Here is an 18530-nt window from a genome sequence, read left to right on the forward strand (position 1 = left end):
CTCCACAGCGGTTCGACTACGGTCGTACGTATGACCATTCTCGCGACCGGTGACGTCCTGATTCCCACCGCCCCCGCCGGCCGCGGCGCGGGGCCGCTGCTGCGGGCCTGGCGGGAGCGGCGGCGGATCAGCCAGCTGGAGCTGGCGCTGCGCGCCGACTCCTCGGCCCGGCACATCAGTTTCATCGAGACGGGCCGGTCCCGGCCGAGCGAGGAGATGGTGCTGCGGCTGGCCGAACACCTGGAGGTTCCGGTGCGGGAGCGCAACGCGCTGCTGCTGGCGGCCGGTTACGCGCCGCGCTATCCGGAGACGCCGCTGGACGACCCGGCGCTGGGCGCGCTGCGCGAGGGCCTCGAACGGCTGATCCGGGGCTACGAGCCGTATCCGGCGCTGGTGGTCGACGCGGTGTACGACGTGGTGACGGCCAACCGGGGTGTGGCGATGCTCCTGGAGGGTGTTCCGGAGGAGCTGCTCGTCCCGCCGCTGAATGCGATGCGGCTGACCCTGCACCCCGAGGGGCTGGCGCCGCGCATCCGCAATCTGCGCGAGTGGCGGGGGCATCTGCTGGCGCAGATGGAGCGGCAGATCGCGCTGCACCGCTCGCCGGCGCTGCGGGAGCTGTACGAGGAGGTGGCGGGCTATCCGCTGCCGGAGGCGGCCGCGGGGGCGGTGCCGGACGAGGCGGCCGGCGAGGTGCCGTACTTCGCGCTGCCGATGCGGATCGAGCACGAGGGCCAGGTGCTGTCGTTCGTGTCCTCGATCTCCACGTTCAACACGCCGATGGACGTGACGGTGGCGGAGCTGGCGATCGAGACGTTCCTGCCGGCCGACCCGGCGACCGTGAAGTACCTTCATTCGATGATGCCTTGACCGGGTGTGACACACTGCTGCGCGGATGTCGGCGCGCGTGGGGAGGCGTGGCGTGAGTGAGCGGCGGCCCGCGCCCACCGTGGGTCAGGTGGTGCTCGGCAGGAGGCTGCAGGAGCTGCGCGACGCGGCCGGTCTCAGCCGTGAGGAGGCCGCCCGGGTGCTGCGGGTGGCCGCCGCGACCGTGCGGCGCATGGAGCTGGCCGAGGTCTCGCTGAAGATCCCGTACGTGCAGGTGCTGCTGGCGACGTACGGGGTGGACGAGGAGGAGGCGGCCACCTTCGTGCGGCTGGCCGAGGAGGCCAACGAGCCGGGCTGGTGGCAGCGGTACCACGACGTGCTGCCGGAGTGGTTCAGCCTGTACGTGAGCCTGGAGGGCGCGGCCCGGCTGATCCGTTCCTACGAGCCGCATTTCGTGCCGGGTCTGCTGCAGACGGAGGAGTACGCGCGTGCCGTGCTGGAGGCCGGCACGGTCGGGCAGAGGGGCCCGGACGCGATCGAGCGGCACGTGTCGCTGCGCATGGCCCGGCAGGCGCTGCTGGAGCGGCCGGACCCGCCGCACCTGTGGGTGATCGTCGAGGAGACGGTGCTGCGGCGGCCGGTGAGCATCCGCGGCGAGGTGATGCGCGGGCAGCTGGACAAACTGCTGGAGTACACCGAGCGGGACCGGGTGACGGTGCAGGTCGCGGAGTTCGCGGACGGCCCGCATCCGGGGACGTACGCCCCGTTCTCCCTGTTCCGCTTCGCCGAGCCGGAGCTGCCCGACCTGGTCTACACCGAGTACCTGACCGGCGCGCTGTACCTGGACTCGCGCAAGGAGGTCTCCGCGCACCTGGAGGTCCTCGACCACATGATCGCCCGTGCCGCCACGGCCGAACGCACCCGGCAGCTGCTGCGGGAGTGCCGCGAGAGCTACTGACCAGACGACCGAGGAGCAGTCACCGCATGACCGGATCCGAGACCGCGCCCGTCCGTGTCGACACCAGCCGTCCGCATCCGGCGCGGGTCTACGACTGGTGGCTGGGCGGCAAGGACAACTACCCGGTGGACGAGGAGCTGGCCCGCCGGATCCTCGCGGTGGACGACACGGTCGTCCGCGGGGCGCGCGCCAACCGCCGGTTCATGCACCGGGCGACCCGGGTGGCCGCCGAGGCGGGCGTGCGGCAGTTCCTGGACATCGGCACCGGCATCCCGACGGAGCCCAATCTGCACCAGGTGGCCCAGCGGGTCGCGCCCGGGGCGCGGATCGTGTACGCGGACAACGACCCGATCGTGCTGCGGCACGCCGAGGCGCTGCTGCACGGTTCCGCGGAGGGCGGCACCGACTACGTGCACGCCGACGTCCGCGACCCGGAGCGGATCCTGCGGCTGGCCGCCGGCTCCCTGGACTTCACGCGGCCGGTGGCCCTGTCGCTGGTCGCGCTCACCCACTACCTCTCGGACGACACCGACGACGTGCACGGCCTGCTGGGGCACTACGTCGACGCGCTCGCCCCCGGCAGTCATCTGATCGTGTCCCAGGTGACCGCGGACCTGAATCCACAGGCGGTCGGGAAGGCCGCCGCCCTGTTCCGCCGGGGCGGCACGCCCTTCTTCCCGCGCTCCCTGGCCGAGTTCTCGCGTTTCTTCACGGGGCTGCGGCTGCTGGGACCGGGGATCATCCCGGTGACCGGGTGGCGGCCGGAGCCGGAGGACGTGGCGGCCCAGGCGGAGGGCATCGTGCCGGTGTACGCGGGGGTGGCGGTCAAGGACTGACCGGCGGGCGAACGCCGAGGCGGCGGACGCGGGGGCCGCGGACGCGGGGGCGGCGGACGCGGGGCGCGGGACGGGCTGCGGGAGGGACCGGACGGCGGCCGGGGCCGGACGGCGGTCAAGGGCCGGCCGGGCGGAGAACCGGTCCGGACGGCCGCTGGGGGCCGCGGCCCGTCTGCACGCGGAGCCCGGACAGCGACCGGCGGCCGCGCTGTGCCGAGGGCCGGGCCGGGGCCGGCTGCGGCGGGGGCACGGCTGCGGTCGAGGTGGCCGGGGCCGGGTCAGGCGGATCCGCCCTTGGGGTTGCGCTCGTCCCGGTCCTCGTCGACGATCTCCGCGTCCACCACGCCCTCCTCCTCCTGCGTGCCGGTGTGCCGGCCCATGCCCTCGCCGTCCTCCGCCGGGTGCGGGCGGTCCTGGGCGGCCTCGGCGTACATGGCCTGCCCCATCTTCTGGCTGACCGCGGCGAGCTTGTCGACGCCGGTGCGCAGGGCGGTGGTGTCCGTGTCGCCTTCCAGCAGGCCCTTCACCTCGGCGGCGGCCGACTCGACCTCGCTCCTCGTCCCGGCCGGTATCCGGTCGCCGTTGTCGCGGAGGAACTTCTCGGTCTGGTAGACGAGTTGCTCGGCCTGGTTGCGGGTCTCGGCGGCCTCGCGGCGGGTGCGGTCCTCCTCGGCGTACTGCTCCGCCTCGCGCATCATGCGGTCGATGTCGTTCTTGGGCAGGGCGGAGCCGCCGGTCACGGTCATCTTCTGCTCGCGGCCGGTGGCCAGGTCCTTGGCGGAGACGTGCATGATCCCGTCGGCGTCGATGTCGAAGGCCACCTCGATCTGCGGCACCCCGCGCGGGGCGGGCGGCAGCCCGGTGAGGTCGAAGACGCCGAGCTTCTTGTTGTACGCGGCGATCTCACGTTCGCCCTGGTAGACCTGGATGCCGACCGAGGGCTGGTTGTCGGTCGCGGTGGTGAAGATCTCCGAACGCCGCGTCGGGATCGTCGTGTTGCGCTCGATCAGCTTCGTCATGATGCCGCCCTTGGTCTCGATGCCCAGGGACAGCGGGGTGACGTCCAGGAGCAGGACGTCCTTCACGTCGCCGCGGATCACACCCGCCTGGAGGGCGGCGCCCACGGCGACCACCTCGTCGGGGTTGACGCCCTTGTGCGGGTCCTTGCCGGTGAGTTCGCGCACCAGGCCGGTGACGGCGGGCATCCGGGTGGAGCCGCCGACGAGGATCACGTGGTCGATGGCGGAGAGCTTGACGCCCGCGTCGTCCACGGCCTGGTGGAAGGGCTTCTTGCAGCGCTCCAGCAGGTCGGCGGTGAGTTCCTGGAACTGGGCCCGGGTGAGCTTCTCCTCCAGGTGCAGCGGGCCTTCGGCGGAGGCGGTGATGTACGGCAGGTTGATCGAGGTCTCCGTCGACGAGGACAGCTCGATCTTCGCCTTCTCCGCGGCCTCGCGCAGCCGCTGCACCGCCATCCTGTCGTTGCCCAGGTCGATGCCGTACTGCCCTTTGAACCGTGTGACCAGGTGGTCGACGATCCGCTGGTCCCAGTCGTCGCCGCCCAGGTGCGTGTCGCCGTTGGTGGCCTTGACCTCGATGACTCCGTCGCCGATCTCCAGCAGGGAGACGTCGAAGGTGCCGCCGCCGAGGTCGAAGACGAGCACGGTCTGCTCCTCGCCCCGGTCCAGTCCGTAGGCGAGGGCGGCGGCCGTGGGCTCGTTGATGATCCGCAGCACTTTCAGGCCGGCCACCTCCCCGGCCTCCTTCGTCGCCTGCCGCTGGGCGTCGTCGAAGTACGCCGGCACGGTGATCACCGCGTCCGTGACGTCCTCACCGAGGTAGGCCTCCGCGTCCCGCTTCAGCTTCTGCAGCACCCGCGCGGACAGCTCCTGCGCCCGGTAGCGGGTGCCGTCGACGGAGCCCTGCTCGGGGAAGCGCCAGTGCGCGTCGCCCATGTGGCGTTTGACGGAGCGGGCGGTGCGGTCCACGTTCGTCACCGCCTGCCGTTTGGCGACCTCGCCGACGAGCACCTCGCCGCTCTTGGCGAACGCCACGACCGACGGGGTGGTCCGCGCGCCCTCCGCGTTGGCGACGACGGTGGGTTCGCCGCCCTCCAGGACGGCCACCACCGAGTTCGTCGTCCCCAGATCGATCCCGACCGCACGTGCCATGGCCGTCCCCTTTCCGCCTCTTCCCTGCGGGTACCCAGGCGGGCGGGGAAACACGACGGCGCCGCACCCCTCGCGTGAGCGGGGTGCGGCGCCGCGGTTCGTTCTCGCCGGGTCAGGCGAGCTTGGCGTCCAGGGTGATCGCCGTGCCGGTCAGGGCCTGGCTGACCGGGCAGTTCTTCTTGGCGTCCTCGGCGGCGGCGGCGAACGCGTCGTCGTCGATGCCGGGGACGGTGCCCTCGACGGTCAGGTGGATGCCGGTGATGCCCTCACCCGGCTGGAAGGTGACGTCGGCCTTGGTGCGGATGCTGGTGGGCGGGGTGCCGGCACCGGCCAGGCCGTGCGACAGCGCCATGGAGAAGCAGCTGGAGTGGGCGGCGGCGATCAGTTCCTCGGGGCTGGTCTTCCCGTTGGCCTGTTCGGCGCGCGACGGCCACGACACCGGCTGCTCGCCGATGCCGGAGGAGTCGAAGGTGACGACGCCCTTGCCCTCGAGCAGGTTGCCTTCCCAGACGGTGTGAGCGGTGCGCGTGGTTGCCACGGTGTGTTCCATACCTTTCGCCTAGGTGCCCGGTTCCCGGGTTCCATCGCCCCCATCCGATCACATCCGCGCGGCACGTACCCGGTGAACGGCGTGTACCGGGGGGCGTTGCGCCCCGGACTGCCGCGGCGGGCCGGGTGCGATCAGGCGGCCCGCTCCTCGGCCGGGGCCGGGCGGGGCACCTGGGGGCCGCCGGCGGCCTCGCGCAGCCAGCGGCGCAGCACCCGGTGGACCTCCTCCGCGCCGACGAGGTCCGCGCCGTCCTCGGCGGGCGCCGAGCAGACCAGCGGCGACAGCAGGAAGGGGCGGCCCTGCGCCCCGCCGAGGCCGCCGTGCGAGCCGATCTGCTCCTCGAAGGCGAGGACCTCGCCGTCGGCCGGGTCGTAACTGGAGTTGACCATGATGTCCGCGGTGTGCGGGAAGGAGTCGGTGCGGCGGACGGCGTCGGCCGCGCCGGGCCCGAACGCGGCCAGCGGCCCGGGGTCGGTGTCGAGGTCGGCCAGCGGTGTCTGCGCGCCGCGCGCGCCGAGCACCACCGCGCCGTGCTCCTCGCTGCGCACGAGCAGGAAGCCGATGCCGGGGTGGTTGGCGAGGGTGGGCAGCAGAGCGGGGTGGCGGGCGTCGATCTCCTCCCGGCTCATGCGGTGCGGCACGTCCGGGAAGGAGACCAGGCCGAGGTTGCCCGAGGCCAGCACGACGGGCTCGGAGCGGCGGCCCGTGCCCGCGTGCCGCTCACCCGGCTCCTCGACGGGGCGGCGCAGCGCGGCCCGTACGGCGGCCCGTGCCTCGGCGCCGCTGCGGGTCCGCCCGGCCTTGCGGGGCACGTGCAGTCCGCAGCCGGCCCGGACCAGGTCGCCGAGGGTGAGGCCGTAGCGTGCGTGGAAGGTCTCGCCGGGGCTCTGGCCGTGGTCGGACAGGACGACGATCCGGTACGGACGCGGGGCGTGCTCGGCGACGTTCTCGATCAGCGCGAGCGCGCGGTCCAGGCGCCGCAGCACCTTGGCCGCGTCCCGGCTGTGCGGCCCGGAGTGGTGGGCGACCTCGTCGTAGGCGACCAGGTCGGCGTAGACGGCGGTGCGGCCGGCGAGCAGGTCGCCCATGACGGCGGCCACCACCACGTCCCGTTCGACAACGGTCGCGAAGGCGCGCACGAGCGGGTAGAGGCCGCCGCGCGAGACGCGGGGGCGCTGCCCGCGGAAACGGGCGCGGAGCGACTCGCCGATCTCGCGGGCGACCTCCGCGCCGAAGGACAGCGCGGTGCGCACCGCGTTGGCGGGGTCGGAGAAGTAGGCGAAGTAGCCCGCGCGGGAACGGTTGTCCCGGCCGCGGCGCGCGGAGACGGACAGGACGAGGGCGAGTTCGTCGGCACCGCCGCTGAACAGGTTGCCGCGGCTGGCGCCGTCGGCGGTGAGCAGTCCGCCGTCGCGGGTGCGTTCGACGGCCCTGCGCTGGAGTTCCACCGCGCTGGCGGGGCGGTTGCACACCATCACCTCGCCGGTCTCCTTCTCGTACCAGCGGAAGGCGGGGACGTCGTGGTTGCTGCCGTGCAGGATGCCGAGCTGGCTGGCGCCGGTCTGGCTGGACCAGTCGGTGCGCCAGGGCGTGAGGCGGTGGGTGGGCGGCTGCGCGGGCAGGGGACGGCCGGTGGCTGTGACACGGCCGGTGGCGGTGGCAGGGCGGGGCACGGTGGCGGCGCGGGTCGCGGTGGCACGGGCTGGCGCACCGGCGTCGGTGCCGGTGCTCGCGCCGGTGACGGTGCCCGTGCCGGCGCTGGTGTCCGCGTCGGCGCCGGTGTCCGCGCTGATGCCGAGCCAGCGGGCGACGGTCGGCATCAGCCCGCCGGCCACGGCGTCCCGCAGGACGTCGTGGCCGACGCCGTCGAGCTGGACGACGACCGTGCCGGGCGTCGTCGAGCAGGGCGGCTGCCGTCTGCGGCGGCGGTCGGCGAGCCGGTGGAGCCGGCGCCGGTAGGCCTCGTCGTCACGGACGGCGAGGGCGCCGCCGGTGGCGGAGGCCACCGCGGACATCACGGCGGCCACGATGACCGCGGTCTCGGGCGCGGCCTGCGGATGCCCGGAGGGGTTGACGCGCAGGGCGAGCAGGAGCAGCGAGCCGTTCAGGAAGAACACCAGCAGGCCGAGGACCAGGGCGGGCACGAGCAGCAGCAGCCGGACCAGCAGCGGCCACACGACCGCCGACAGGACACCGAAGGCGCCCGCGCCGAGGGCCGCGGTCACGGCGACGGTGGTGGCGCTGTCGCCGTCGGCGGACTGGAGCCGGAAGTCCGGCAGGATCCCGGCGAGCAGCAGCATCGTGACCGTGGAGACGGCCCACACCGTGACACTCCGACCCGCCTGACTGGCGGCCCGCCGCCACCACCCGCCTCGCACTCCCGCACCTCACGTCCCGGCCCGGTCGTCCGCACGGGCCCGCTCCAGCTTGTCACACGCCCAGCGCGCCGCCGGTCCGCCCGCCCACGGGGCGACAGGAGGCACCAGGGGGCCGCAGGGGCGCCCGGATCACCGGGCGGGTGCCGGCCGGGGCGGCTACCGGCCGTCGTAGCCCGCTGTCGGCATGGACAGACGGCGGTGGACGCGGGCCTTCATCTGGGCGTCGTAGGACGGCTCGGCGCAGCCGACCGTCTCCACACGGACGCCGCGCCGGGCGCACTCCGCGGTGAACTCCTCGACGGAGGACAGCGCCCGCTCCAGCACCCGGCGGCTGGGGGCGACGAACAGGTCGACGCCCGGCCGGACGCCGTCCCACAGGGCGCGGTGGTCGATGCGCAGCCCCCGTACGAGAAGCTCGCGCGCGATCACGTAGCCGTGCTCGGCCGCCCAGCGGGCGCACATCGCGTACTGACTGCGGGAGTCCACGAGGAAGGGGTCCTCGTTCAGCTCCTCCAGGGGGGTCAGGCTGGCGATCGCCGTCACGCGGACCGGCGTCGCGGCGGTCCGGCCGCGGGCGTCCCGCACATGTCCCATGGAGTCTCCCTCACCTCCGGGTTCCGGCCGCCGACACTACCCCTGCACGTAGGCTCAGGGGGAGTCGCGCGAAGGAGGCAAAGAAGGTGCCGGTGGAGATCACCTGGTGGGGTCACGCGACGTGCACGGTCGAGGATTCGGGCGTGCGTGTGCTGACCGATCCGCTGTTCGCCCGCCGCCTCGCGCACCTGCGGCGGCGCCGCGGCGCGCTGCCGCCGCCGGGCGCCCGGCAGGCGGACGTGGTGCTCGTCTCCCATCTGCACGCCGACCATCTGCACGTCCCCTCGCTGGCCCGGCTCGCCCCGGGCACCCGGCTGCTGGTGCCGCGGGGGGCGCCGCGGGCGGTGCCGGGCCTGCGGCGGCTCACCGGACTGCGGATGACCGAGGTGACGCCCGGGGACCGGGTCGAGGTCGGCGGGCTGGTCGTCCGCGTGGTGCCCGCCCGCCACGACGGGCGGCGGCTGCCGGTCGGACCGCACCGCTCACCGGCGCTCGGTTACGTCGTGGAGGGCGCCGCCCGGACGTACTTCGCCGGGGACACCGGCCTGTTCGAGACGATGGCCGAGGAGGTCGGGCCGGTGGACGTGGCACTGCTGCCGGTGGGCGGCTGGGGGCCGTACCTCGGCGAGGGGCACCTGGACGCGGAGCGGGCGGCGCACGCGCTGGCCCGGCTCGCGCCGCGCAGCGCCGTACCGGTGCACTACGGCACGTACTGGCCGATCGGGATGGACGCCGTGCGCCCCCACGAGTTCCATGCGCCGGGCGAGGAGTTCGTGCGCCATGCGGCGCTGCGCGCGCCGGGGGTGGCGGTGCACCGGCTCGGGCACGGGGAGAGTGTGCGGCTGGAGGTCGCCCGGTGATACGGCTCGCCGCCGCCGTGACGACGGTGGTGCCGCCGGAGTCCACGCAGCAGGCGCTCGGCTATCCGTCGCTGTTCCTGCTGGTGCTGGTCGGGGCGCTGGTCCCGGTGGTGCCGACGGGGGCGCTGGTCAGTTCGGCGGCGGTGGTGGCCGTGCACCAGACGGCACCCTTCTCGCTCGCACTGGTGTTCGTGACGGCGTCGCTGGCCGCCTTCCTCGGGGACGCCGCGCTGTACTGGCTGGGCCGGCGCGGGCTCCGCTCGAAGAACGGTTCGCGCTGGCTGGCGGCGATCCGCTCGCGCGCGCCGGAGGAGCGGCTCGCGCAGGCGCAGGAGAAGCTCGGCGAGCACGGCGTCGCGGTGCTGGTGCTCTCGCGTCTGGTCCCGGCCGGGCGCATACCGGTGATGCTGGCCTGCCTGCTGGCCGGCTGGCCGCTGCGCCGCTTCTCCCGCGGTAACCTGCCCGCCTGTCTGGCCTGGGCGGTGACGTACCAGGTGATCGGCATCCTCGGCGGTTCGCTGTTCCCTGAGCCGTGGGAGGGCGTGGTCGCCGCGATCGCCCTGACGGTGCTGGTCGGCGCGGCCCCGGGCGTGTGGCGCAGGATCCGCCGGTCGGCCCCGGCGCACCGCTCGAACTGACCCGCCGCGGCACGTCGCTCCCGGCCGCCCGGGGCGCGGAGCCGCGAACGCGGCGGGCGCCCGGCTCGGACTCCTCTGGTGTCCGCGGCTCTCAGTCCAGCACCCGGGACGCGCCCACCGGGAGGTCCCACAGGTCCTCCCGGGCCAGGCCCGCCTTGTCCCAGGCCACCCGGACACGGGTGAGCGGTTCCAGGACCGGTTCCGCGGACAGCACGAACGTGCCCCAGTGCATCGGGGCCATCCGGCGCGCGCCGAGGTCCTGGGCGGCCCGGACCGCTTCCTCCGGGTCGCAGTGGACGTCGCTGAGCCACCAGCGGGGGTCGTAGGCGCCGATGGGGAGCAGGGCGAGGTCGATGCCGGGGTAGCGGCGGCCGATCCGGGAGAACCAGTGGCCGTAGCCCGTGTCCCCGGCGAAGTAGACGCGCTGTCCGTCGGGGGCGGTGAGCACCCAGCCGCCCCACAGGCTGCGGCAGGTGTCGGTGAGGGTGCGCTTGGACCAGTGGTGGGCGGGGACGAAGTCGATGCGGACCCCGTCGAGCCGGGCCGCCTCCCACCAGTCCAGCTCGGTGACGCGGGTGAACCGCCTGCGCCGGAACCAGCGGCCGAGCCCGGCCGGGACGAACACCGGCGTGTCGCGCGGGAGTCTGCGCAGGGTGGGGGCGTCGAGGTGGTCGTAGTGGTTGTGGCTGATGACGACCGCGTCGACGGGCGGGAGGGCCTCCCAGGCGACGCCGACGGGGGTGATGCGGGCGGGGGTGCCGACGATCCGGCGCGACCACACCGGGTCGGTCAGCACGGTCAGCCCGCCGATCCGCACGACCCAGCTGGCGTGCCCCGCCCAGGTGACGGCGACGGTGCGGCTGTCCACACGCGGCAGCGGGCCCGGCTCGTAGGGCAGCAGGGGGATGTCGGCCAGCCCCTCCTTGCCCGGCCGGACCGCGCCCTCCCTGGCGAACCGGGCGAAGGCCTTCAGACCGGGCAGCGGGGCGGTGAGCCGGTCGTGGAAGGCGCGCGGCCACACCCGCCGCTCCCCCAGCGGGCGCGGTTCGGCCAGCGGCGGGAACGGCGCGGCCGGGGAGGCGAGCGCGGCGGGGGCCGCAGGGCCGTCGGCCTCCCGGACGCCCACGGCCGGGGGGCCGGGCGGAGGCGGAGTGAGGGCGGAGGCGGTCGGGGCGGTGGAGGGAGGCGCGGTGGTGGAGGGGGACGCGCTGGTGACGGAGGGGGGCGGGGTGGGGGGCGCGGTCGGGGTCGGCTCGGACTGCTGCGTCATCGATGAGGCTCCCATCGCCGGGCATCGTCACGGAGATCGTCGAAGACCGACCTCAAGGAGATCAACGCGCTGCGCACGTGCGGCAGTTCCAACGGCTCCGGGGACAGCAGGCAGCGCGCCCGCTCCTCGTCCGTGCCGCCGAGCAGGTCGGCGCCGGCCAGCCGTACGCGCAACGCGCCGAGGTCGTCCCCGAAGCGGTGGCCGCCCGGCGCCCTCAGCCCCGTGCGGGCACTGAGGAACTCCTCCAGTTCCTGTGCGTCGCCGACCCCGTGGGCGGCGAGCGCGGGGCGCAGCGGACCGAGGTCGGCGTAGAGGTGGCGCCCGGCCTGCGGCGGCCGGGCCAGCGCGCCGGCGGCGACGACCGCGCCGTGCACGGCGCGGGCCAGGCGCGCGTGCAGGCGCACGGTGGCGGCCAGACGCGTGGTGACGGGCTCGGGTTCGTCCAGGGCGTAGCCGGCAGCGGCGGCGACGGGCTCGGCGACGCGGGCGTCCAGGGCGGTGAGGATGTCGAGCACGCGTGCGTGCAGCGCGTCGCCTCTCGCGCCGTCCGGGAAGCGGGCGACCGCGGCGGGCCAGCCCGAGGGCAGGAAGGCACCGGCGAGGTCGGTGACGACGGTGACCCGGTCGGGCAGCATCTCGGCGGGGCTGAGCAGCACCGTCTCGTGCGGTGCGTGCACGGTGTCGCGCCACGTCTCGTCGCTGACCAGGTGCAGGCCCTCGCCCGCCGCCGCCTCGGCGGTCTCGTGCAGCAGCTCCGGCGGTGCCACGGTCGCGGTCGGGTCGTCGGCGACCGCCAGCACCAGCAGCCGCGGGTCGCCGCCCTCCGCGCGGACCCTGCGCACCGTCTCCAGCAGCGCGTACGGGTCGGGTACGCCGCCGCACTCGGCCGGTGTCGCCACGGGGAAGGCGGGCCTGCCGAGCAGGCGTGCGGAGGGCACCCACCAGGCGGCGCACGGCCGGGGCACGAGGACGTCGCCGCCGAGGGCGGCGGTCAGGGCGAGCAGGAGGGCGGGCGCGCCGGGTGCGACGGCCACCCGGTCGGGCGTGGTGGCCAGGCCGCGCCGCTGCCAGTAGCCGGCCGCCGCGGCCAGGAGCGCGGCGCCTCCGCCGATCGGCCGCTCCGCGCGCCGTCCGGCGGAGGCGGCGAGCGCGGCGGACAGTTCCGGCAGGACGGGCAGTCCGTCGTCGGGCAGCGCGGAGGGCCCGTAGCGGACGGGACCGTGCCCCTCACCGCGCATGCGACCCGGGCCGCGTCCGTCACGGGGGCCGTGGCCGGAGTCGTGGCCCGGGCCGCCGTTGCCGGGGCCGGTGCCGGAGTCCTGGCTCGGGCCGCCGTCGCCGGGACCGGGGCCGGAGTCGTGGCCCGCGCCGCCATTGCCGGGGCCGGTGCCGGAGTCCTGGCTCGGGCCGCCGAAACCGGAGTCTGGGTCGCGGCCGCAGTCCTGGCCCGGACGGTCGTGACCGGGACCTGGGTCGTTGCCGCCCGAGCCCTGGCCCGGGCCGCCGTGAGCGGAGCCGGGGCCTTGGCCGCCGTCCCGGCCCGGACCGCCGTGAGCCGGGCCCGGGCCGTGGCCTTCGGGGGCCGTCCGCCGCATGGGTACCTCCGCGCAGTCCCTGGTGCCGTGCCGTGCCGCCGGTCCGTACGGGCACGGGTACGGGGGCCGCGCCCGGCGCCCACCGCGGCACCCCGCGCCGCGGCCCGGTCCACCGCCGGCCCCGGTGCGGGTACGGCCTCCGGTCCGTCCCGGGGCCGGTCCGGTGGCCGGGGTCCGCGCGGGGCGGTGGGTCCGGCCCCGGGCCGGACCGTGCCCGCGGCAGCCGTGGCCGCCGCCGGTGGCGGGTCCGTCCGTACGGCGAGCGCCGGTGCTGCGGTCTCCGTGGGCGCCGTGCCCTCGGCGTGCGAGTACCCCGGCCCGTGCCGTTCCATGGCAGGCGGGCCGGACCGTGCCGGTCACAGGGGGCCGCGGCCGGCCCGGCGACCGGGGTGGGGGCGGGTTCGGGAGGTCCATGCGGTGTCCCGCGGCCCGGTCAGCCGTCCGCTCGCCTGCGCCGCCACACGCGGTGCGCGGCGCCGCAGAGCGCGATGGCGATGAGGGTCCCGCCGCCGATCAGCGCGGGCAGCGACGCGGTGAACGAGCCGCCCGTACCGGCCTGCACGCCGTGTTCGGCGGCCGACCCCGCACAGGACCCGCCCCTCGTCCACGCGCCGTCCCCGTCCCCGCCGCCGTCGTCGCTCCCGCCCTCGCCGCCGCGGTCGCGGTCGGTGCAGCCCGAGCCGGGGTCGCGGGTGGCCTGGCCGTGCGGGCTCGGGTCCCGGCCCGGGGCGCGGGTGGCCTCGTCCCGGCCCGGTTCGCGCGAACCGTCAATACGGGCGGGTGTGCGCGAGGGCGACGCCTGCGCCGTCTGGTCGCGGCCGGGGGTTGCCGCGGAGGTGCCGTGGGAGGGGTCGTACGAGGCGGTGCCCGCGAGCGGGCCGTAGGACGGGTCGCCGGCCCGGCTGCTGGAGGGCGCCCCGTCCTGGAGGGGGCGCGGGGAAGCCCCGATGAGGGCCGGGTCGTGCGCCAGCGCGTCCCGCAGCAGCGGGTCATCGGCGGGGTCGAGGAGTCCGTCGCCGGGAGCGGAGGCCCGGGGCGCCGGAGCGGCCAGGGCGGGGGCGTACGCCGGGCCGGTCCCGGCCGCGGCAGCCCCCGGGAGGGCATCGCCGCGCACCGGTCCGGCCGCCCCCGCGCTCCTGGGCCCCGGTGCACGGACCGCACCGCCGAGGTAGGCCTGTACACGGGTGTTCACCGGGCTGTTCACGTGGGCCGCGGGGCCGGCCGCGTCGGCCGCCGCGACGGCCGACGCGGCGGAGCCCGCTATGAGGGCGGCCAGGGCGGCGGCGGACAGGGCGCGGGGGGCGGTACGGCGCATGGGCGGAACTCCTCGGACCGGCGGTCGGCGGACGGCACGTCGCGCGTGTCTTCCCCGCCATCACAGCCCCCCGGGTCGCGGGCCGCGCGCGGCCGAGCCCCATTCGCGGGACGGCGGCGGCCTATCGGGTGATCTGTCATCCGGCGCGGACAGGCCGTGTCGGTTCCGTGTGCACGGGTACGCGGCAGCCACCCCGACCGATCTGGAGGGAGACATGCAGCGAGGCAGTGACCGGCTGAGTGTCCACCGTGACGACGAGATGAAGCACGAACTGCAGGGACTGCTCCGGTCCGGCCATCCCACGCGCAGCGAGGAGTGGCACGACCCGGAGCCGACCGCCGAGGACGACCCCGAGGTCTGGGGCGGCCCGGTGGCACCGGGCGGTTCCCGGGCCTCCCTGGAGACCGTCCGCCTTGAGCTGGCCAGGATCCTTGGCCGCAGCGCCTTCCCCGCGGGCCCGTCCGAACTGGCGCGCGTGCTGCGCCGCAAGAACGCGCCCGACGCGCTGGTCGACGCGCTGGAGCGGTTGCCGCGCAAGGCGCAGTACGCCAACGTCCAGGAGCTGGCCAAGGAACTGACCCACACCGAGCGGCCCGCGCGCGAGGACCGCGCGTAGGCCCGGCCCGGGCCGACGCACGCCGGGACACCCCCGGCCGACCGCGAACCGTCCTCCCTGGTACGGGGGCGACCCGTGTACGAGGGCGGCCCCGTTCACGAGGACGACGAAAGGACTCCGAACCATCATGCGCATCGCTTTTCTGACGGCACCCGAGGGCGTGGAGCAGGTCGAGCTGACCGAGCCCTGGAAGGCGGCGAAGGACGCCGGGCACGAACCCGTGCTGGTGTCCACGGCGCCCGGCGAGATCCAGGCGTTCGACCACCTGGACAAGGCGGACACGTTCCCGGTCGACGAGGTCGTCGGGAACACCTCGGCCGACTCCTTCGGCGGGCTGGTCCTGCCGGGCGGCGTGGCCAACCCCGACTTCCTGCGCACGGACGAGAAGGCCGTCGCGTTCGTGAAGGACTTCTTCCAGCAGGGCAGGCCGGTCGCGGCCATCTGCCACGCGCCCTGGACGCTGGTCGAGGCGGACGTCGTACGCGACCGCGTCCTGACCTCCTGGCCGAGCCTGCGGACGGACATCCGCAACGCGGGCGGCACCTGGGTCGACGAGCAGGTGAAGATCTGCGAGGGCGGCCCGAACAAGCTGATCACCAGCCGCAAGCCGGACGACCTGAAGGCGTTCTGCGAAGCCTTCCTGGACGTGTTCGGGCATCAGAGCGGCTGACCGGCCCGCGGCCGGCCGCCCGCCCCGGCGAGCACGGTCAGTCCGGGCCGGCCGGCCCGGCAGCTCCGACCGTGGGAGGCGGCAGCCCCGGCAGCCGGGGAATGCAGCCGAGGAAGAACGAACAGGTGCCCGTCGGCCCGCCGCAGGAAGCGGGCCGACGGGCGCGACTGTGACCTCTGAACTGTGACCGCTGACGGGTGTGTGGCCGGTGGCCGACGGGGGCGACCGGGGCGCGGGGGGGTGCCTCTATTGTCTTTCGTCAAGCGATGCGGGGGCTCCTCGGTTCGTAGAAGGTTCCGTCGCGGAGCATGGCGAAGAGGACGCTGATGCGGTGGCGGGCGAGGCGGAGGAGGGCCTGGGTGTGGGTTTTGCCGCGGGTTCGGCAGCGGTCGTAGTAGGTGCGGGAGGCGGGATCGTGCAGGGCCGCGAACGCGGAGAGGAACATCGCCCGTTTCAGCTGCCGGTTGCCGCCTCTGGGGGCGTGTTCGCCGTGGATCGAGGTGCCGGACTGCCGGGTTGCCGGGGCGAGGCCGGCGTAGGAGGCGAGGTGGGCGGCGGTGGGAAAGCTGCTGCCGTCGCCGACGGTGGTCAGGAGGACTGCGGCGGTCCTGACTCCGATGCCGGGCATCGAGGTCAGGACCTGGGAAAGAGGGTGGGTCTCCAGCAGGGCTTCGATCCTGGCCTCCAGGGCCCGGCGTTGTTCGTGGACGGCGGCCAGCGACTTCGCCAGCGACGGGACGATCACGTCGAGAGTGCCGGTGCCGGGGACGGTGACGGTCTGTTCGTCGAGTGCGGTGAAGATGTCGTCGACCAGCCGCTCGGCCATCCGCGGTGCCCTCGGACGGACGATCTCGACCAGCCTGCGGCGGCCTGCCTTGCGCAGGGCCTGCGGGGATCCGTAGCGCTCGAGGAGCCAGGTGACGGCCTGGTGGTCCAGGCGGGGGCCGAGGACGCGTTCGAGGCTGGGGTGGAACTGGGTGAGCAGGCCGCGGATGCGGTTGGAGGTGCGGTTGGCCTCGCCGGCGAGGTCCTGGTCGAAGCCGACCAGCATGGTCAGCTCGGCGGTGGCCTCGTCGGTCAGGTCGAGGGTGCGCAGGGTGTGGGGCATGGTGCGGGCGGCGTCCGCGATGACGGCGGCGTCCTTCGCGTCGGTCTTGGCCTCGCCGGGGTAGAGGTCGGCGATCCTGCGCATTGCCAGGCCGGGCAGGTAGGCGACCTGGCAGCCGGTGTCCCGGGCGACGGTCAGCGGCAGGGCGCCGATGGAGGCGGGCTGGTCCACGACCACCAGGACGGTGCCGAACTTGGTCTTGAGCTTGTCGAAGACGGCCCGCAGCTTTGGTTCGCTGTTCGGCAACGCCTTGTCGAAGACCGTCTTCCCGGCCGGGGTCAGACCGTGTCCGTGATGCGTCTGCTTGCCGACGTCCAGGCCCAGGAAGACGTCCACCCCGTCGATGCTGATCACCGTGCCCCCACATGCGTCGATGCGTGCCGGCCCCAGGGTCGGGAGCCGTTCTCGCGCAGCCACGTTATGCAGACCTGCCGCCCGCGAGCGGCCGGGCATTGCGCCCGGCAGGACGGTGGTCGGACCTCTGATCAGCGTCTCCGACGGCACCCCTCGGACCCGGTGACACCACCCCCCAGGTCATCCGATCGACAGGGGGCAACAGTCATGCCGGGCCCGGAGGCCAGCGGCCCTCTTGCAGGACCGCGAAAAAGATAACGGGGCGGGATTCCTCCCGCTGCCGCCGACACCGGACGCCCGCCCCCGCCTTCAGCGGCCCGGGGTCGCCGACCCCCCGCCGCAGCGTTCCCTGGCCCCCTCGCGGGTGCGGCCCGCGGCCACGGGACGCCGCGGGTTGCGGCGCAGGTACTCGCCCTCGAGCTGCGCCATGCGCTCGTTGTGGATGCGCAGCGCGTCGTTGGAGCCGTACAGCAGGGTGTCGTGGCGCGTGCGGTGGATGGTCTCCAGCTCCTTCATGAGCTGCTGGTCGTCCAGCCGTCCCGGGTCGACTCCGGTCATGGTGGTGCCCCGCTCGTCGTGTCCGTCCATGCCTCCCGGGTACCCGCCCCGCGCGCACTGCCACCGGACGGCACCCCGGGAGGGAGCCATGGATCTCGCCTTTCTGCATCCACTGTACGAACACCCGGGCCCCTGGGCCTCCGTGTACGTCGACACGTCCCGGCACACGGAGGACACCGCCCACGAGCTGCACCTGACGGCCCAGGCGATGGCGCGGGAGCTGGCGCGGCGCGGCGCCGACGAGGCGACCTGCCGGGCGGTCGGGGCGGCCGTGGAGGAGCTGCGCCACTCCCCCGACCCGCACGGGCGGGCCTTCTTCGCCCGGACCGGGACGGTGGTGCTCGCCCCGCGTCTGGCGCGCCCGCCGCAGGGCGGCAGCCGGGCGGAGTGGGGTCCGCTGCCGCGGGTGGGGCCGCTGCTGGACCTGGCGGGCGAGGACCCGGTCGCGATCGTCGCCTACGTCGACCGCAAGGGGGCCGACTTCGAGCTGCGCAGCGCGCTGGGCCGGCGGGAGGCGGGTGCGGTGGCGGGCCGGCGGTGGCCCGTGCACCCCACGAGCGGTCCCGACTGGTCGGAGCGGCACTTCCAGCTGAAGGTCGAGAACACCTGGGAGCACAACGCCGCCGAGATCGCCGACGCGCTCAGCGTCTGCCAGGAGGAGACCCGGGCCGATCTGCTGATCCTGGTGGGTGAGCAGCGGGAACGGCACGAGGTGCGCGGGCGTCTGCCGCGCCGGTTGCACGACCGGGTCGTGGAGGCGACGCACGGCTTCGGAAGCAGGCTGCTGGACGAGGACGTGGAGCAGTTGCGCGCCGAGCACGTACGCGACCGGATCGACGGCGAACTGGACCGGTTCCGGGCCGCCCGCGCACCCGACGGGGAGGGCCGGTCCGGCGCGGTGGAGGGGGTGCCCGCGCTGGTGGAGGCGGCCCGCGAGCACCGGCTGGAGGAGCTGCTGATCCGTCCCGAGGCGGCGGACGCCCACCGTGAGGTGTGGATCGGCGAGGACCCCGACCAGCTGGCCGCGCGCCGTACGGAACTGAAGGCGCTCGGCGAGCAGCACGCGTGGTCCACGCGGGCCGACGACGCGCTGATCCGCTCCGCGGTGACGACGGACGCCGCCGCCCTCTCCCTGACCCCGGTGGCGCCGCTCATGGAGGAGGACGCACCGGCCGGAGGTCTGGGCGCGATCCTCCGCTGGAGGTGAGCCGCCGGCGGGCCGCGGTAGGTGAGC

The 18530-nt window shown here is 75.0% G+C and carries 17 protein-coding genes; 8 read left to right on the top strand and 9 right to left on the bottom strand.

The window, feature by feature from the left end:
- The first annotated feature begins 30 nt into the window (after positions 1-30).
- From AC6I72_RS05205 to AC6I72_RS05215, 3 genes are read left to right on the top strand one after another with little or no spacing between them, the layout of a single operon-like run.
- Positions 31-870 (top strand): helix-turn-helix domain-containing protein, encoded by an 840-nt coding sequence (locus AC6I72_RS05205; RefSeq protein ID WP_497999685.1) that lies wholly within the window; start codon positions 31-33, stop codon positions 868-870.
- 52 nt (positions 871-922) lie between these two features.
- On the top strand, positions 923-1786 hold the full coding sequence (locus tag AC6I72_RS05210; RefSeq protein ID WP_497999686.1) for a Sco1979 family transcriptional regulator: 864 nt from the start codon (positions 923-925) through the stop codon (positions 1784-1786).
- A 26-nt stretch (positions 1787-1812) separates the two neighbouring features.
- Positions 1813-2622, top strand: a complete 810-nt coding sequence (locus AC6I72_RS05215) for an SAM-dependent methyltransferase (RefSeq protein ID WP_497999687.1) — start codon at positions 1813-1815, stop codon at positions 2620-2622.
- A 278-nt stretch (positions 2623-2900) separates the two neighbouring features.
- Here AC6I72_RS05215 and dnaK read toward each other — a convergent pair whose 3' ends face one another.
- From dnaK to AC6I72_RS05235, 4 genes are all read right to left on the bottom strand, one after another.
- Entirely contained in the window at positions 2901-4790 is a 1890-nt protein-coding gene (gene dnaK / locus AC6I72_RS05220; RefSeq protein WP_497999688.1) for a molecular chaperone DnaK, read from the bottom strand.
- A gap of 112 nt (positions 4791-4902) precedes the next feature.
- Complete coding sequence (locus AC6I72_RS05225; protein WP_497999689.1) at positions 4903-5328, bottom strand: OsmC family protein; 426 nt, start codon at positions 5326-5328, stop codon at positions 4903-4905.
- Positions 5329-5471: 143 nt separating this feature from the next.
- The gene (locus tag AC6I72_RS05230; protein WP_497999690.1) at positions 5472-7664 is read right to left on the bottom strand and encodes an alkaline phosphatase family protein; all 2193 of its coding nucleotides are present in this window, start codon (positions 7662-7664) and stop codon (positions 5472-5474) included.
- Positions 7665-7874: 210 nt separating this feature from the next.
- The gene (locus tag AC6I72_RS05235; protein ID WP_366726964.1) at positions 7875-8312 is read right to left on the bottom strand and encodes a hypothetical protein; all 438 of its coding nucleotides are present in this window, start codon (positions 8310-8312) and stop codon (positions 7875-7877) included.
- An 86-nt stretch (positions 8313-8398) separates the two neighbouring features.
- On the opposite strand from AC6I72_RS05235, the gene AC6I72_RS05240 reads away from it, so the two are divergent.
- On the top strand, positions 8399-9172 hold the full coding sequence (locus AC6I72_RS05240) for an MBL fold metallo-hydrolase (protein ID WP_497999691.1): 774 nt from the start codon (positions 8399-8401) through the stop codon (positions 9170-9172).
- On the top strand, positions 9169-9810 hold the full coding sequence (locus AC6I72_RS05245) for a DedA family protein (protein WP_497999692.1): 642 nt from the start codon (positions 9169-9171) through the stop codon (positions 9808-9810). The genes AC6I72_RS05240 and AC6I72_RS05245 overlap by 4 nt, the downstream gene beginning before the upstream one ends.
- 91 nt (positions 9811-9901) lie before the next feature.
- Here AC6I72_RS05245 and AC6I72_RS05250 read toward each other — a convergent pair whose 3' ends face one another.
- From AC6I72_RS05250 to AC6I72_RS05260, 3 genes are all read right to left on the bottom strand, one after another.
- Positions 9902-11080, bottom strand: a complete 1179-nt coding sequence (locus tag AC6I72_RS05250; RefSeq protein ID WP_497999693.1) for an MBL fold metallo-hydrolase — start codon at positions 11078-11080, stop codon at positions 9902-9904.
- Complete coding sequence (locus AC6I72_RS05255; RefSeq protein WP_498004597.1) at positions 11077-12318, bottom strand: aminotransferase class I/II-fold pyridoxal phosphate-dependent enzyme; 1242 nt, start codon at positions 12316-12318, stop codon at positions 11077-11079. The genes AC6I72_RS05250 and AC6I72_RS05255 overlap by 4 nt, the downstream gene beginning before the upstream one ends.
- A gap of 790 nt (positions 12319-13108) precedes the next feature.
- Positions 13109-13990 (bottom strand): hypothetical protein, encoded by an 882-nt coding sequence (locus AC6I72_RS05260; RefSeq protein WP_497999694.1) that lies wholly within the window; start codon positions 13988-13990, stop codon positions 13109-13111.
- Positions 13991-14204: 214 nt separating this feature from the next.
- On the opposite strand from AC6I72_RS05260, the gene AC6I72_RS05265 reads away from it, so the two are divergent.
- Both AC6I72_RS05265 and AC6I72_RS05270 read left to right on the top strand, forming a co-directional pair.
- Positions 14205-14606 carry a DUF2795 domain-containing protein gene (locus AC6I72_RS05265; RefSeq protein ID WP_497999695.1) on the top strand — a complete coding sequence of 134 codons (402 nt, stop codon included), beginning with the start codon at positions 14205-14207 and terminating at the stop codon, positions 14604-14606.
- A gap of 127 nt (positions 14607-14733) precedes the next feature.
- Positions 14734-15276 (top strand): type 1 glutamine amidotransferase domain-containing protein, encoded by a 543-nt coding sequence (locus tag AC6I72_RS05270; RefSeq protein ID WP_497999696.1) that lies wholly within the window; start codon positions 14734-14736, stop codon positions 15274-15276.
- A gap of 259 nt (positions 15277-15535) precedes the next feature.
- On the opposite strand, the gene AC6I72_RS05275 is transcribed toward AC6I72_RS05270, so the two are convergent.
- Complete coding sequence (locus tag AC6I72_RS05275) at positions 15536-16738, bottom strand: IS110 family RNA-guided transposase (RefSeq protein ID WP_497999697.1); 1203 nt, start codon at positions 16736-16738, stop codon at positions 15536-15538.
- Positions 16739-17047: 309 nt separating this feature from the next.
- Entirely contained in the window at positions 17048-17326 is a 279-nt protein-coding gene (locus AC6I72_RS05280) for a DUF6158 family protein (protein WP_366726957.1), read from the bottom strand.
- A 58-nt stretch (positions 17327-17384) separates the two neighbouring features.
- Here AC6I72_RS05280 and AC6I72_RS05285 point away from each other — a divergent pair, with 58 nt between their 5' ends.
- Complete coding sequence (locus tag AC6I72_RS05285) at positions 17385-18503, top strand: baeRF2 domain-containing protein (RefSeq protein WP_497999698.1); 1119 nt, start codon at positions 17385-17387, stop codon at positions 18501-18503.
- The last annotated feature ends 27 nt before the right edge of the window (positions 18504-18530 follow it).

Source organism: Streptomyces sp. Xyl84 (genome assembly GCF_059731885.1).

Coding starts and splice junctions, on each gene's coding strand:
- AC6I72_RS05205 (WP_497999685.1), top strand. CDS start 31: ATGACCATTCTCGCGACCGGTGACGTCCTGATTCCCACCGCCCCCGCC.
- AC6I72_RS05215 (WP_497999687.1), top strand. CDS start 1,813: ATGACCGGATCCGAGACCGCGCCCGTCCGTGTCGACACCAGCCGTCCG.
- dnaK (WP_497999688.1), bottom strand. CDS start 4,790: ATGGCACGTGCGGTCGGGATCGATCTGGGGACGACGAACTCGGTGGTG.
- AC6I72_RS05235 (WP_366726964.1), bottom strand. CDS start 8,312: ATGGGACATGTGCGGGACGCCCGCGGCCGGACCGCCGCGACGCCGGTC.
- AC6I72_RS05250 (WP_497999693.1), bottom strand. CDS start 11,080: ATGACGCAGCAGTCCGAGCCGACCCCGACCGCGCCCCCCACCCCGCCC.
- AC6I72_RS05255 (WP_498004597.1), bottom strand. CDS start 12,318: ATGCGCGGTGAGGGGCACGGTCCCGTCCGCTACGGGCCCTCCGCGCTG.
- AC6I72_RS05260 (WP_497999694.1), bottom strand. CDS start 13,990: ATGCGCCGTACCGCCCCCCGCGCCCTGTCCGCCGCCGCCCTGGCCGCC.
- AC6I72_RS05265 (WP_497999695.1), top strand. CDS start 14,205: ATGCAGCGAGGCAGTGACCGGCTGAGTGTCCACCGTGACGACGAGATG.
- AC6I72_RS05270 (WP_497999696.1), top strand. CDS start 14,734: ATGCGCATCGCTTTTCTGACGGCACCCGAGGGCGTGGAGCAGGTCGAG.
- AC6I72_RS05280 (WP_366726957.1), bottom strand. CDS start 17,326: ATGGACGGACACGACGAGCGGGGCACCACCATGACCGGAGTCGACCCG.
- AC6I72_RS05285 (WP_497999698.1), top strand. CDS start 17,385: ATGGATCTCGCCTTTCTGCATCCACTGTACGAACACCCGGGCCCCTGG.